At 67.7% G+C, this 14,725-nt stretch carries 13 protein-coding genes and 1 tRNA gene; 12 read left to right on the forward strand and 2 right to left on the reverse strand.

The annotated features are described in order from the left end of the window. The first annotated feature begins 11 nt into the window (after positions 1–11). The 7 genes from RM25_RS03975 to RM25_RS04005 all read left to right on the forward strand — a co-directional run bounded on the left by RM25_RS03975 (position 12) and on the right by RM25_RS04005 (position 5,296). Entirely contained in the window at positions 12–638 is a 627-nt protein-coding gene (locus RM25_RS03975) for a SemiSWEET family sugar transporter (RefSeq protein WP_013160759.1), read from the forward strand. A 52-nt stretch (positions 639–690) separates the two neighbouring features. Beyond that, positions 691–1,932, forward strand: a complete 1,242-nt coding sequence (locus RM25_RS03980; protein ID WP_013160760.1) for a glutamate-5-semialdehyde dehydrogenase — start codon at positions 691–693, stop codon at positions 1,930–1,932. 73 nt (positions 1,933–2,005) lie between these two features. Further along, positions 2,006–2,776: a nicotinate-nucleotide adenylyltransferase gene (gene nadD / locus RM25_RS03985; protein WP_013160762.1), complete on the forward strand. Its 771-nt coding sequence runs from the start codon at positions 2,006–2,008 to the stop codon at positions 2,774–2,776. Then, positions 2,773–3,156: a ribosome silencing factor gene (gene rsfS / locus RM25_RS03990; protein ID WP_013160763.1), complete on the forward strand. Its 384-nt coding sequence runs from the start codon at positions 2,773–2,775 to the stop codon at positions 3,154–3,156. The genes nadD and rsfS overlap by 4 nt, the downstream gene beginning before the upstream one ends. Continuing rightward, on the forward strand, positions 3,156–3,764 hold the full coding sequence (locus RM25_RS03995) for a histidine phosphatase family protein (RefSeq protein WP_013160764.1): 609 nt from the start codon (positions 3,156–3,158) through the stop codon (positions 3,762–3,764). Before rsfS ends, RM25_RS03995 begins: the two co-directional genes overlap by 1 nt. Positions 3,765–3,823: 59 nt before the next feature. Next, entirely contained in the window at positions 3,824–4,261 is a 438-nt protein-coding gene (locus tag RM25_RS04000; RefSeq protein ID WP_013160765.1) for a DUF6841 family protein, read from the forward strand. A 114-nt stretch (positions 4,262–4,375) separates the two neighbouring features. After that, complete coding sequence (locus RM25_RS04005; RefSeq protein ID WP_036939409.1) at positions 4,376–5,296, forward strand: NAD-dependent epimerase/dehydratase family protein; 921 nt, start codon at positions 4,376–4,378, stop codon at positions 5,294–5,296. Between the two features lie 127 nt (positions 5,297–5,423). Here RM25_RS04005 and RM25_RS04010 read toward each other — a convergent pair. After that, a tRNA-Ala gene (locus tag RM25_RS04010) sits at positions 5,424–5,496 on the reverse strand. A 102-nt stretch (positions 5,497–5,598) separates the two neighbouring features. Then, positions 5,599–6,339 carry a hypothetical protein gene (locus RM25_RS04015; RefSeq protein ID WP_044636087.1) on the reverse strand — a complete coding sequence of 247 codons (741 nt, stop codon included), beginning with the start codon at positions 6,337–6,339 and terminating at the stop codon, positions 5,599–5,601. Between the two features lie 216 nt (positions 6,340–6,555). Here RM25_RS04015 and RM25_RS04020 point away from each other — a divergent pair, with 216 nt between their 5' ends. From RM25_RS04020 to RM25_RS11815, 5 genes are all read left to right on the forward strand, one after another. Further along, the gene (locus tag RM25_RS04020; RefSeq protein ID WP_013160768.1) at positions 6,556–7,566 is read left to right on the forward strand and encodes a DUF4192 domain-containing protein; all 1,011 of its coding nucleotides are present in this window, start codon (positions 6,556–6,558) and stop codon (positions 7,564–7,566) included. 316 nt (positions 7,567–7,882) lie between these two features. Continuing rightward, on the forward strand, positions 7,883–10,411 hold the full coding sequence (leuS, locus tag RM25_RS04025; RefSeq protein WP_013160769.1) for a leucine--tRNA ligase: 2,529 nt from the start codon (positions 7,883–7,885) through the stop codon (positions 10,409–10,411). A 56-nt stretch (positions 10,412–10,467) separates the two neighbouring features. Then, a complete protein-coding gene (locus RM25_RS04030) occupies positions 10,468–11,760 on the forward strand; it encodes a dihydroorotase (RefSeq protein WP_013160770.1) in 1,293 nt (430 codons plus the stop codon). A gap of 71 nt (positions 11,761–11,831) precedes the next feature. Beyond that, on the forward strand, positions 11,832–13,532 hold the full coding sequence (locus tag RM25_RS04035; protein WP_036939399.1) for an NAD-dependent malic enzyme: 1,701 nt from the start codon (positions 11,832–11,834) through the stop codon (positions 13,530–13,532). Positions 13,533–13,650: 118 nt separating this feature from the next. Next, positions 13,651–14,628 carry a ComEA family DNA-binding protein gene (locus RM25_RS11815; protein WP_060759121.1) on the forward strand — a complete coding sequence of 326 codons (978 nt, stop codon included), beginning with the start codon at positions 13,651–13,653 and terminating at the stop codon, positions 14,626–14,628. Positions 14,629–14,725: the final 97 nt, after the last annotated feature.

The following is a 14,725-nucleotide window of genomic DNA, read 5'->3' on the forward strand; positions in this document are numbered from 1 at the left end:
GGGAACCCCTGATGGAGTGGACACTGGTCGTCGGCTACCTGGCGGCGATCATAGGGGCGTTCTATGTCCTGCCGCAGACCGTGCACGTGATCCGGGTGGGGTCGAGTGCCGGCCTGTCGCCGCTGACCTGGCAGCTCCAGGTGGGTGCCTCCACCGGCTGGACCGTGCATGGCTTCCTGACCGGGCAGCCCAATGTATGGGCGTGCAACATCGTCGTCCTGTGCTGCGCGGCGATCATCCTCATCGTGATCTGCCGCGACCGCAAGCTGTCGTGGAATGTGTGGGTGTTGTCGGTGCTGGTCGCCGGTGCGCTCGTCACGGTCGATTCGGTGTTCGGGGCGGTGGCCTACGGCATGCTCATCATCGTCCCGATGACGGTCTCGATGATGATCCAGTTCCAGGCGCTGTGGGTGGCCCCCGACTTCCGGGGCTACTCGTGGTTCTACAACGCCTTCGCCGGCTTCACCCAGATCCTGTGGCTCATCTACGCCTTCGGGAACCATGAGCAGGCAATCCAGATCGGGGCCTCGGCCACCTTCATCCTGCAGATGCTGTGCCTTGGCCTGCACATGGTCAAGCGGGCCGGCGTCCAGCTGCCGGGGGTTGCCGGCCACAAGCCCGCCGTGCCCGCCGGCTGAACGACAGATGGGCCACGGCCTGGCGCCATGGGGGCCCCTGTAGGCTTGAGCGGTGGAGGTCTACGAAATCGCCAGCCGTGCCCGCACCGCGTCGAGAACACTTGCCACGCTGACGCGTGAGCGCAAGGACGCCGGACTGAGGGCCATGGCCGCTGCGCTCGAACAGTCCAGTGACCAGTTGCTGAGTGCCAACGCACGTGATGTGGAGGCAGCCGTCGCCGCCGGCACGCCCGACGCGATGATCGATCGCCTGTCGCTCAACCCGCAACGCGTCTCCGGCATGGCCCAGGGCCTGCGCGACCTCGCCGGGCTGACCGATCCGGTGGGCCAGGTCGTCCGTGGGTGGAACCTCGCCAACGGCGTGCACGTCGACCAGCTGCGCGTGCCCTTCGGCGTGATCGGCATCATCTACGAGGCGCGCCCCAATGTCACCGCCGACGCGGCCGGCATCTGCCTGAAGTCCGGCAACGCGTCCCTGCTGCGCGGCTCCTCGAGCGCCCTGGAGTCGAACCGTGCGATCGTCACCGCGCTGCGTGAGGGGCTGGTGCGAGCCGACCTTCCCGCCGACGCCATCAACCTCGTGGAAGGTGGCCATGAGACCACCGGCCAGATGATGCGCGCCCGCGGCAGCATCGACCTGCTCATCCCGCGCGGCGGCGCCGGGCTGATCCGCACTGTCGTGGAGGGATCCACGGTGCCCGTGATCGAAACCGGCACCGGGAATGTGCATGTCTTCGTGGACCGCGCTGCCGACCAGCAGATGGCGGTCGGGGTGGTGCTCAACGCGAAGGTACAGCGTCCCACCGTGTGCAATGCGCTCGAGACCATGCTGGTACATCGCGACATCGCCGCGGAGTTCCTGCCGGTCGTCGTCGAGGCGCTGGGCGGTGTCGGGGTCACGGTGCACGGTGACGCCGACTCGGTGGCCATCGATCCGCGCATCGTGCCCGCCGGCGAGCACGAGTACGAGGCGGAGTACCTCTCACTTGACCTCGCCTGCAAGGTGGTCGACGACCTCGACAGCGCCCTGGAGCACATCCGCACCTATTCCACGGGCCACTCGGAGATGATCATCACCGATGACGGCATCGCCCAGCACCGGTTCACCACCGAGGTGGATGCGGCCTGCGTGCTGGTGAATGCCTCCAGCCGCTTCGTGGACGGCGGCGAATTCGGCTTCGGCGCCGAGATCGGCATCTCCACGCAGAAACTGCATGCGCGCGGCCCCATGGGGTTGCAGGAGATGACGACCACGAAGTACGTGCTGACCGGCCAGGGCCAGACCCGCCACTGAGGTGCTTTCCCGCGATGACGGGTCGCGACGGTAGGCTATGGCCCATGTCAGCCACGATCGTCGGGGGACAACGATGACCCAGGGACGTTCAGAATCCGCATCGGATGACGAGGAGGCAGGCCTCAACCTGGGCCTCGTGCGCGCCAACACCTGGCGGCGATATCGCCTCGGCGTCATGGGCGGCACCTTTGATCCGATCCACCATGGTCACCTGGTGGCCGCCAGCGAGGTCGCGGCGCGCTTCGACCTCGACGAGGTCGTCTTCGTGCCCACGGGCGTGCCCTGGCAGAAGGCGGGGCGTCGCGTCAGCAAGGGCGAGGACCGCTATCTGATGACGGTGGTCGCCACGGCGTCGAATCCACGGTTCACGGTCAGCCGGGTGGATATTGACCGCAAGGGCAATACGTACACCGTGGACACACTCAAGGACATCCGACGCGAGCGCGGCGGCAACCTCGACCTGTACTTCATCACCGGTGCCGATGCCCTGGCCTCGATCCTCACGTGGCGCGGTGCCAGCGAGCTGTTCGACCTGGCCCATTTCGTGGGCGTGACGCGTCCCGGGGTCAACCTCGGACAACGCGACTTCTCCCACCTGCCCTCCGACAAGGTCACCTTCCTCGAGGTGCCGGCCCTGGCGATCTCGTCAACCGAGTGCCGCAACCGCGTCGCCGAGGGACTTCCGCTGTGGTACCTGGTGCCCGATGGCGTGGTGCAGTATGTGGCCAAGCGGGGACTGTACGACGCCAACGACGGGGATGTGCTGGTGCTTGATGAACCGGTGGACGAGCGCGGATACACAACGGGCACCGACGAACCGGGCTCGGATGGGAGCAACTCTTGAGCGCCACTGAACATGCCGTCGAGATGACGCGCGTCGCCGCCGAGGCCGCGCTGGGCAAGCTGGGGGAGGACCTGGTGGCCTTCGACGTGAGCGAGCAGTTGGCCATCGCCGACGTGTTCCTCATCGTCTCGGGCCACAATGAGCGGCAGGTCGGTGCCATCGTCGACGCCATCCAGGACGCCCTGATCGACCGTGGCGAGAAGGTGCTGCGTCGCGAGGGGCAGGGCGGCAACCATTGGGTGCTGCTCGATTACGGCGATCTGGTGGTACACGTCTTCCGCACCGATGACCGCGCCAACTACGCCCTGGAGCGGTTGTGGCGCGATTGTCCGGAGATCCCGCTGCCGCAGGAGACTCCGACGGCCCGGGAGCAGAACTGATGAGCGCGCCCACCCGACTGGTGCTGTGGCGCCATGGCCAGACGGACTGGAACCTTGCCGGCCGTTTCCAGGGCCAGACCGACATGCCGCTCAATGTCGCGGGCCTGTCGCAGGCAGAGGCGGCCGCAGGCCATGTGGCGGCCCTGGGGCCGGAGGCGATCGTCAGCTCCCCGTTGCGTCGGGCGCTGGAGACCGCCGACACCCTGGCCGAACTGACCGGGCTGGCCGTCACCACCGATGATCGCCTGCAGGAGATCAACGTGGGGCAGTGGTCGGGGCTGCGGGCGGCCGAGGTCTTCGCCCAGGACGAGATCGCCCGGTTCCGGGCCACCGGACAGGACTTCCGCTATTCGCCCACGGGCGAGACGCGCTGCGAGGTGGGCGAACGGGTGGCGCCCGCGCTGCGCGAGATCGCCGCGGCCCATCCGGGCCAGACCGTGGCGGTGGTGAGCCATGGCGTGGCCATGCGCATGGGTGCGGCAAGGCTGTGCAACATCGACTATCAGGGCGCCCAGGACCTGGGCACCATGGCCAACTGTGCCTGGTCGATCCTGGAACCCGGCCAGGGACGCTGGCACATCGTCGATTGGAATGTCAGCGCGTCCTGACGACCAGGTGGGGCGCACGTCCCGGGCCCGACCCGACATCGGACACCTAGTCTGGGGCCATGACCGATTCCCGGGCCGAGATCCACGACTACCTGACCCGCTACGCGGCGTCGCTGGCCGCGTTCGATGCGCGGCGGGCCGCCGGGCTGTGGGGAACCCCCGGAATGATCCTCGACGACCGGTTCGCCGGCATGCTCGAGTCGCGCGAGGCGATGGTCAGGGGCCTGGAGCAGTCCTACCCGCTCTACCAGCAGCTCGGTCTGGACTCGGTCGGCTTTGAGCTGCTCGACCACCAGCAGCTGTCGGCCACGGTGGTGCTGGTGCATGTGCGGTGGTTGTTCCTCGATGCGACCGGTGAGCTGCTGACCGACGCGGTGAGCTACTACCTGCTGCGCGCCGACGATGACGGACTCCGCGCCTATGTGTGCATCGAGACCGACTCGGCCGAGAAGCTGGCGGAGCTGGCCGAACGGCAGGGGATCACGCTGCCCCGGTAATCCGCCGAACCGGGCCGTTGGCCGGTCACTGGACGCGACGGGCCTGCCCGTCCCCGGGGGAACGGGACGGCCGTCGTGGACCCGTGGCTTGGCGCGGCCGGGCAGGATGGACGCATGCAGACAGCGCTGGGCGCCAATGGCCAGATCGCCGAAGAACTCACCCGTGAGCTTCACCGCAATGTCACCCACGACATCCGGCTGGTCAGTCGCCATCCCCGCGCCGTGCACGAGACCGACGAGCTCGTGTCCGCCGACCTGCGGGACACCCGGGCCACCGCGGACGCCGTGGCCGGCAGCGACGTCGTCTACCTCACCGTCGGACTGCCGATGGATTCTGCGATGTGGCAGGAGCAGTTTCCCGTGATGATGGGAAATGTCATCGCCGCCTGTCGGCAACATCATTGCCGGTTGGTGTTCTTCGACAACACCTATATGTACCCCCGTACCGCGGCTCCCCAGACCGAACAGACACCCTTCGAGCCGGTGGGGCCCAAGGCCCGCGTGCGGGCCCACATCACGACGATGCTGCTTGACCAGATGGGCGCCGGCAACCTCGAGGCCCTCATCTGTCGCGCCCCGGAGTTCTATGGCCCCGGCCGCACGCAGAGCCTCACCAATTCGATGGTCTTCGGGCGGATCGCGAAGGGCAGGCGGCCCATGGTTCCCGTGAGCGCGCACACCCGCCGCACCCTGATCTGGACCCCGGACGCCAGCAGGGCCATGGCACTGCTCGGCAACACACCCGACGCCTATGCGCAGACCTGGCACCTGCCCTGTGATCCGGATCGGTTGACCTATCGCGGAATGATCGCGGTCGCCTCGGCGGCGGTGGGGCGCAGGATCGGCTACACCACGGTGCCGACGTTGGCGTTCCGCATCGGGGGATTGCTCAATCCGACCGTCCGCGAGGTGGAGGAGTTGCTGCCGCGCTACCGACAGGACAACATCTTCGACTCATCGAAGTTCATGTCACGGTTCCCGGACTTCCCCGTGACGAGCTATCGGCAGGGCATCCAGCAACTGGTGGAGGGCTGATGGTGGAACCCTCCCTGCCGCGCGGGACAATAAGACGTGGGGGACGGCAGGACGTGGGGGCGAAAAAACATGGGGACGGCAAAAGACCCCCGAACGAAGCGGGGGCCTGAGCACTGCGTCCTACTTGTGGAGCTAAGGGGATTCGAACCCCTGACCTCTTCCATGCCATGGAAGCGCGCTACCAACTGCGCCATAGCCCCAAACTGTTGGGCCGCTGCCCTTCTGCTTCGCAGCGACCCGGATAGATTACCGCGAGACGCACGGCTTGCCAAACCGGGGCGTCCACCAGGTGCCCCCGCGGCTCATGCATCCACGGTCAACGCGGTGATCTGACGGCCGTATGAGTTGGCCAGGATCACCAGGGTGGTCTGGTGCGATTTGTTGAAGTGCACCCGCCCGGTGGTCGTTCCGCCGGCCGTCACCGTTCCGGTGGCCAACGCACCGGAGGCCTTGTACTGGTTCGATCCGCCATCGGTGTCGAGGGCGAAGAAGCTGAAGCCCAGGGACCCGCTGGTGCCCTTGACCTCCACCTCGAGGTTCAGGCCGGTGGAATCCCAGGTTGACTTCGTGATGGTCCACTGGCCCTTGAAGCCTTCGTAGTCCACCGGGATGGTGTTGGAGTCCGGCAGCGCGGTCGGCGGCGTCGCCGGACTGGTCGCAGGCCGGGCGCTGGACGCTGCGGAGGGCGAGGGAGATGCCGCCTGCGCGCCCTGCTTGGGTGAGCGCACCGCGAGGGTCACCAACACCGCCACGATGATGAGTGCGACCACGACCACCAGGACCACCGGGCCGCGTGCCGAGCGCACCTGGAAGCGGTTGATGGCCGGGGGCGGGGTCTCCGGGGCCGGGGTATCCGTGCGGGAAGGCGGCGTCGCGGCGGGTGGTGGTGCCTGCCACGGGGACGGGGGAGTGGCCATGTCGGGCACATCGGGCTGATCTCCGTAGGGATCAATGCCCTGGGGCGGGCCCTGCACGGGCGGCGCGTCCGGTCCGGTGTCCTGCTCGTGGTCGCCGCGGGGATCGTGTGTCGGAGGTTCGCTCATGGTGGCCTCAGACTATGCCAGCGTGCCGGGGGGACGCCTGCGGCCGGGCCGGTCCCCGGATGCCGGCACACACCCCGGTCCCCGATGTCAGGCGACACGGGATGCCAGACCACACGGGATGCCAGACCACACGGGATCTGTGGGCGGTGCGCATCGGATCATCCACAGATGGCCGAGACGCTGCCCGGCGATGGTCGCGCGGCACATACAGCAGGCATGAATGATCATGAAGTTCACCTGCACATCACCACGCCCGACGAGCTGGTCGCGCTGATTCCCTACTGGTTGGGCTACCACCCGCATGACAACGTGGTGATCCTCGCCCAGCGCCACGGACGCGTCGAACTCGGCTGCGCGCTCACCACCGACCAGGTGGGACAGGCCGATGTACTCGCCGACCTGGCCGACATGCTGAGCACCCGGGTCGGCGACGCCATGCTCATGGTCGTCGGCTACGGACCTGCGCGCAGCACCGACGAGGCCGTGGCCTGCGTCGAGATCGCCCTGGGCGCCCAGCAGATCGACATTTCCCTGGTGGTGAGCGATCGACGCTTTTGGGTGCGCAGCGCCGGGGAACGGGTCGAGTGGTCGCCGGGCCATCGCTTCGATCCACGCGCCTCGGTGGCGGCGACCGCAGCGGTCAGCGCGGGCCTGCAGGTCCTGGGCGGCCGCGACCAGGTATCCGCCCTGGTGGCGGGGCCCGGAGCCGATGATCGCGCGATCGCCGACGCGTGGCGGACCGCCCGCCAGCAGGCCTCGGCCTGGTCGCCGGGTCAACGGGAGGAATTCCTGGACGATTGCCTGACACGAAGCGTCGACCACGCCGAGGACCTGTCGCGCGACGAACTGACGCAGTTGGGTGCCCTGGTGCAGTGCCTGGAGCTGCGTGACCGTGCATGGCTGGCCATGGACAGCGTGGGGGCCTGGCGCCATCAACAGCTCTGGTTGGCGGTGGTGGCACTCACCCCACCGTCCGCCGCGGCGCCGGTGCTGTGCCTGACCGCAGTGGCGGCCTGGCTGGGTGGGGGCGGTGCCGTCTTCACCGAATGCCTGGTGCGCTGCGAACAGGTCGATCCGGACTATTCGATGCTGGCGGTGCTGCGGGAGGTGCATGACCTCGCCGTACCTCCCAGCATGTGGAAGCGCATGGGGCGCGATCGGCGCGACCGACACCGCCGGCTGCGCCAACCAGCCCCTCCGGTGATCGCTGATCCGCAGGCCTCATGAGCGCTCACCGTCCCGCCGCCGGGCATGCGCCGCCACCGCGTCCATCGCCATCGTCGCGCAGGGGGGTTCGACGGGTGTCCTATAAGCTGGGGGCCACATGTGATTGAGCCGTTTTCCCGGCCGACCACGCTGCCGATTCCGCCCGGCACGCAGGTGATGAAGACCTGTGCACCACGGCCCCCGGGGGTCACGGGCGGAGCCGGCGCCGCGGGCTTCCCCGGTGCTGCCTGAGGGCATTGCCCTGACGAGGCATCGGGGTTTTGTGTGTCGGGAACTGCTTGATCGCTGAACAGCAGCAGCACAGGAGGCACAGCAAGTGAGCCAGGGCGAGCCGAAGCACGACGCCGCAACCGTTTCTGAAGAGCGTTCCGGATATGACGCTCCCGCGGCCGAGGCCAAGTGGCAGAAGTACTGGGCTGAGCACGAGACCTTCAAGGCCTCCGACGCGCCGGATGACAAGCGCCAGCGGCGCTATGTGCTGGACATGTTCCCCTATCCCTCGGGCGACCTGCACATGGGTCACGCCGAGGCCTACGCAATGGGTGATGTGCTCGCCCGCAGCTGGCGCATGCAGGGCTTCAATGTGATGCACCCGATCGGCTGGGACTCCTTCGGGCTGCCCGCGGAGAATGCCGCCATCAAGAACAACGAGCATCCCGCGCGCTGGACCTACGAGAACATCGCGACCCAGAAGAAGTCCTTCCAGCGCTATGGGCTGAGCCTTGACTGGAGTCGCGAGCTGCACACCAGCGACGAGGAGTACTACCACTGGACGCAGTGGCTGTTCATCCAGTTCTTCAAGAAGGGACTCGCCTACCAGAAGGACGGCTACGTCAACTGGTGCCCCAAGGACCAGACCGTGCTGGCCAACGAGCAGGTCAAGGAGGGCCGCTGCGAGCGTTGCGGCACCCTGGTGACCAAGCGCGAGCTCAAGCAGTGGTACTTCCGCATCACCGAATACGCACAGCGCCTGCTGGACGACATGGCCCAGCTCGAGGGCAAGTGGCCCGAGCGCGTGCTGGCGATGCAGCGCAATTGGATCGGACGCTCCGAGGGCGCCTGGGTGAAGTTCCACATCGACGGCCGCGATGAGCCCGTCACCGTGTTCACCACCCGACCCGACACGCTCTACGGCGCCACCTTCATGGTCGTGGCACCCGATGCGGCGCTGGCCGATGAGGTGGTCACCGACGAGCACCGGGCGGCCTTTGAGGCGTATCGCGAGAAGACCAACCACTCCACCGAGATCGAACGCCAGTCAACTGAGCACGTGAAGACCGGGGTCCCGCTGGGCGTGGAGGCCACCAACCCGGTCAACGGCGAGAAGATCCCGGTGTGGGCCGCGGACTATGTGCTGTCGGAGTACGGCTCCGGCGCGGTCATGGCAGTGCCGGCACATGACCAGCGCGACCTCGACTTCGCCCTGAAGTACGGGCTGCCGGTGCGTCAGGTGATTGACACCGGCGAGGGCGATCCGGCACAGACCGGCGTGGCCACCGCCGGCGATGGTGCCTATATGAACTCCGGGCCCCTCGACGGGCTGAAGGACAAGGAATCCGGCAAGAAGACCATTGTCGAGCAGTTGCAGGCGCAGGGCACGGGGGAGCAGACGGTCACCTACCGCCTGCGCGACTGGCTGCTGTCGCGCCAGCGCTTCTGGGGCTGCCCGATTCCGATCATCCACTGCCCCAACTGCGGTGACGTGCCGGTACCGGACGACCAGCTGCCGGTGAAGCTGCCGGACCTGCGCGGTGAGGCACTGGCTCCCAAGGGCATCTCCCCACTGGCCGCCGCCACGCAGTGGAAGTCCGTCACCTGCCCGGTGTGTGGCAAGCCCGCCGAGCGGGACACCGACACCATGGACACCTTCGTCGACTCGTCGTGGTATTTCTTCCGCTATTGCTCGCCCCATGATGACCAGGGCCCCTTCCGCGCCGAGGACGTGGCTCGTTGGGCTCCCGTGGACCAGTACATCGGCGGCGCGGAGCACGCCACCATGCACCTGCTCTATGCCCGCTTCTTCACCAAGGTGCTGAAGGACCTGGGCATGATCGACTTCGTCGAACCCTTCACCCGGCTGCTCAACCAGGGCCAGGTGATCAACCAGGGCAAGGCCATGAGCAAGTCGCTCGGCAATGGCGTCAACCTGGGTGAGCAGCTCGACAAGTACGGGGTCGATGCGGTGCGCCTGACGGTCGTCTTCGCCGGTCCGCCCGACGAGGACATCGACTGGGCCGATCTGTCGCCCAAGAGCTCACTGCGGTTCCTGCAGCGTGCCCACCGGCTCGCCGGCGAGGTCACCTCGCCGCTCGGCGCCGATCCGGCCAGTGGCGACCGCCCCCTGCGTCGCGCGACCCACAAGGCGATCTCGGAGATCACCGACCTGCTGGCCGCCGGCCGGTTCAATGTGGCCATCGCCCGCATCATGGAACTGGTGAATGCCACCCGCAAGACCGTTGACGGGCACAATGCCCCCAACTCGAATGCCGGGAGCGACGATCCGGCGGTCAGGGAGGCCGTCGAGTTCATCGCCCAGGCGCTGAGCCTGTTCGCCCCCTATGTCTCCGAGGAGATGTGGGAGGTGCTGGGACATGCCCCGTCGATCGCCGACAGCAGCTGGCCCACCGCCGATCCGGCACTGCTCGCGGCCGAGGAGGTCACGATGGTGGTGCAGGTGCAGGGCAAGGTGCGTGCCAAGCTGTCCGTGTCGCCCCAGATCACCGAGCAGCAGGCCATTGAGGCCGCCATGGCCGACTCCAATGTGCAGCGCGCGCTGAACGGACGTCCGGTGGTCAAGACGATCACGAAACTGCCCCGTATGGTGAGTCTGGTTCCCGGCAAGTAGCGCGTCCGGGCGCGTCGGCGCCCCATGGCGTGCCCGGGTGGATGGAGGAAGAACCAGTGAGTGAGCTGCTGCTCCACAACGTTGACCTGCTCGGCGAGGGCCTTGGCGACCTGTTCGTGCGCGGCGAGCGGCTGGCCGATCCGGCCGAAGCATCCTCGCAGGTGCCGACGGTGGATTGCTCGGGCCTCATTGCCCTGCCGGCGCTGGTCGACCCCCACACGCACCTGCGTGATCCCGGTCAGGGAAACGCCGAGACCATCGCCACCGGACTGCAGGCGGCGGTGCGGGGTGGCTACGGGGCCGTATTCGCCATGCCCAACACCGATCCGGTGGCCGACTCCGCCGAAGTGGTCGAATACGAGCTCGATACGGCACGGCAGGTTGGCATCTGCGACCTCTACCCCATCGGAGCGGTCACCACGGGACAGGCGGGACAGGAGCTCGCCGACCTCGAGGGGATGGCCGCCAGCGGGGCAGCAGTGCGCATGTTCAGTGACGACGGGCACTGCGTGTCGCGGTCGGACCTGATGCGTGGCGCGCTGGAACGCACCAGCCGGCTGGGCGGGTTCGTCGCCCAGCACGCCCAGGACCCGTTGCTGACGGTCGGCGCACAACTTGATGACGGCCCCCTGGCAGCTGAGCTGGGCAAGCCGGGCTGGCCGGGCATGGCCGAGTCGGTGATCATCGCGCGCGATGCGCTCATGGCCGGCTACCTGGGGGCCAGGCTCCACGTCTGCCATGTGTCGACTGCCGCCGGCGTCGAGGTGGTGCGCTGGGCCAAGCACCAGGACATCGACATCACCGCCGAGGCGACACCCCACCATCTGGCGCTCACCACCGACGAGGTGGCCAGCCAGGATCCCGACTTCAAGGTGAACCCCCCGCTGCGTGGGCCCGCGGATGTCCAGGCCGTGCGGGACGCCTTCCTGGACGGCACGCTCGATATGGTCGGCACCGACCATGCCCCCCATCCCGACGCCGCCAAGGCCTGCGGTTGGGATCAGGCCGCCAACGGCATGCTGGGGCTGGAAACCGCCCTGGCCGTGGTGGCCGACCTGTTCGTGCAGAGCGGGAGGATGACCTGGCGCCAGCTGTCCGACCGCATGAGTCAGGCCCCCGCCCGGTTGCTGGGCATCGAGGCCGAACACGGCGGGCACCTGGAGGTCGGCCGATTCGCCAACATCTGCCTGGTCGACCCCGACCACCCGTGGCGGGTTGATCCGGCGCGACTGGCGTCCATCGCCCACAACACGCCGTTCAAGGAACGCAACTACCGCACCAGTGTCGCGGCCACCCTGCTGCGGGGTCGGGCGACCTATGACCCGGGGAGACATTTCAGCTTGGCATAATGGGTAGTCAGGGCGCCATGTTGATGCCCCAACCATCGCATGGCATGGCAATGACGCCGGAAGGGGACTGCGTGTCTCAGGATTTCGAATATGTCCGCGAAGATGGCGAGGAGGTCGTGCGCATCGCCGCGCGTGGCCGTGAGGTGCTTGCCCATCCGATGATCAACTTCGGCACGGCGTTCACCCGTTCGGAGCGTGAGGAACTCGGCCTGATCGGGTTGCTGCCCCCCGGCGTCACCAACGTCTACGACCAGGTGAAGCGCATCTACCGCCAGTACAAGACAGAGCCGAATCCGATGGCCCGCTATGTCTTCCTGACAGCGCTCAAGGACCGCAACGAGGTGCTGTTCTACAGGCTGGTGTCCGAGCACATCGAAGAGATGCTGCCGATCATCTATACGCCGACCATCGGGCGGGCCATCGAGGAATTCAGCAACTGGTTCCACCGGCCCAGCGGAGTGTTCATCGACATCGACCACCCCGATGAGATCGAGAAATCGCTGCGCGCCTACAACCTGGCCTCGGACGATGTCGACCTCATCGTCGTGACCGACTCCGAGGGCATCCTGGGGATCGGCGACCAGGGAGTGGGTGGCGTGTCCATCACCGTCGGCAAGCTCGCGGTGTACACCGCTGCCGCCGGGATCCATCCCAACCGCGTGATGCCCGTCGTGCTCGACACCGGTACGAACAACCTCCAGTTGCTCAACGATGACGGCTATCTGGGGGTGCGCCATTCGCGGGTACGCGGAGAGCGCTATGACGAATTCGTCGACCAGTTCACCCGGACCGCCCATCGGCTGTTCCCCCATGCCATGGTGCACTGGGAGGATTTCGCAGCCGCCAATGCCCACCGCATCCTGGCGCGCTATCGCGATGAGCTGTGCACCTTCAACGACGACATCCAGGGCACCGCTGCCGTCGTGGCGGCCGCCGCCCTGTCTGCCGTGCGTCGCTCCGAGATCCCGTTGACCGATCAACGCATCGTCATCTTCGGTGCTGGCACGGCAGGAGTGGGAATCTCTGACCTGCTGGTGCAGATGATGGTCGACTACGGCATCGACGAGCAGGAGGCGCGCAAGCACTTCTGGGCGATCGGCAGCCACGGGCTGATCGTCGAGGGCATGAAGATGCGCGATTTCCAGCATCCCTATGCCCGCGCCGAATCGGATGTGGCCGGTTGGCGTCGCCACGACCTGGCCGAGGTGGTCAAGCGGGTGAAGCCCACCATGCTCATTGGCTCCTCCGCCCAGCCGGGCGCCTTCAGTGAGGACGTCGTGCGGGCCATGGCCGCCCAGCAGGAACGCCCCATCATCATGCCGCTGTCCAATCCCACCTCGAAGATCGAGGCCTTGCCCGCTGACCTGCTCAAGTGGACCGACGGGCGGGCCCTGATCGCCACCGGATCGCCCTTCGATCCCGTCACCTACGGCGGAACCACCCATACGATCGCCCAGGCCAACAATGCGCTGGTCTTCCCGGGCATCGGGCTCGGCGTCATCGCGGTGCGGGCCACCAAGGTTTCGGATGGCATGATCCTGGCCGCTGCGAAGGCCGTTGCCCGCGCCGGACTGAGCCGCTACTCGGGCGCCTCGCTGTTGCCACCGGTCAGTGAGTTGCGCTCGGTGTCGGCCAAGGTCGGCTTCGACGTCGCGCAGCGGGCCATCACCGAGGGCTTGGCGGAAGTGATTCCCGACGACCTCGTGCAGGCCATCTCCGATCACATGTGGCATCCCACCTACCCGCGCGTGGAAGTCGTCGACGAGGTCTGAACCGCCATCGGCCCCTGAGCCGCCGGGCGCCCATCCACAGGGCCGTCGCCCGGCGGGTTGGCCGTCCCCAGCCATGGGTTGATGGGTTGATCGCCCGCGGCGCGCACACAGTGGGTGCGTGCAGCTCTCCCCACGTGGTCGGATCCCGGATTCCGAAGCACTGGCCCATCGCCTTCGCGAGGTGATGGCGGGCCAGCGTATCGGCCCGCCCATTCCCGGTGCCGAGGAGGCGGGGGAGGGACAACCGCAGGCCCACGACCTGGCTGACGAGCTGCCCCAGCTGACGGTGGGCCGCGATGCCGGGTGGCGCGACGACTGGGGCGGGACCTCCGGGGGACCGGTCGAACCGGACCCGGACCCCGACCGGGCAGTGGACCGGACAGGTGAACCCTACGAGGAGTTCGCCCCCGCACCAGGTGGACGCTGGTCCACCATGGTCACTCGACTGGGTTCGTTCGGGCGTGCCCATTTCGGGGTCATCGCCGTGGTCTGCGTGGTCTTCATGGTGCTCGCCGGCGGTCAGCTCCTCAAGGCACGCAGCACCCGGGTCCCCGCTGCCACGGCGGTGCCGGTGGCGGGGTCGATGTCGCCATCGTCGCCGTCGGTGACCCCCACGCCCACGCCGCAGCTGCGCGTCCACGTGACCGGGGCCGTGCAGAATCCCGCCGTGCAATCCCTGCCGGCCCAGGCCCGCGTCGCCGACGCCATCGCGGCCGCCGGGGGACTGCGCGGGGACGCCGACGCGGGCGAACTCAACATGGCGGCACCAGTGTGCGACGGATGCCAACTCATCATCGGCACGAAGGGCTCACCCCGTGGCGAGCTGAAGAACCCCGACGGGGCTGGAACCGACTCCGGCCCGGCCGCCGGGGCCGGTGGTGGGGCGGGCGGGTCGCGCCCGGGGACGGTGAACATCAACACGGCGAACGCCGCGGCGCTCGATCAGCTGCCCGGGGTCGGACCGGTCACCGCCGAGAAGATCATCGCCTGGCGCACCCAGCACGGGAAGTTCACCCGGGTGGACCAGCTGCGGGAGGTCGACGGCATCGGGGCCAAGTCCTATGAACGGATGAAGGACAGTGTCACGGTGGGCTGATCAGCGCCGCAATCCATCTGCCGGACGCTCGGCGCAATCCATCCGCCGGCGGGCGAACCACCGGCGGGGGAGGCGAGGCATCCCTGACGGCGACGAA

Origin of the sequence: Propionibacterium freudenreichii subsp. freudenreichii, assembly GCF_000940845.1 — a bacterium.
Taxonomy (GTDB): Bacteria; Actinomycetota; Actinomycetes; order Propionibacteriales; family Propionibacteriaceae; genus Propionibacterium; species Propionibacterium freudenreichii.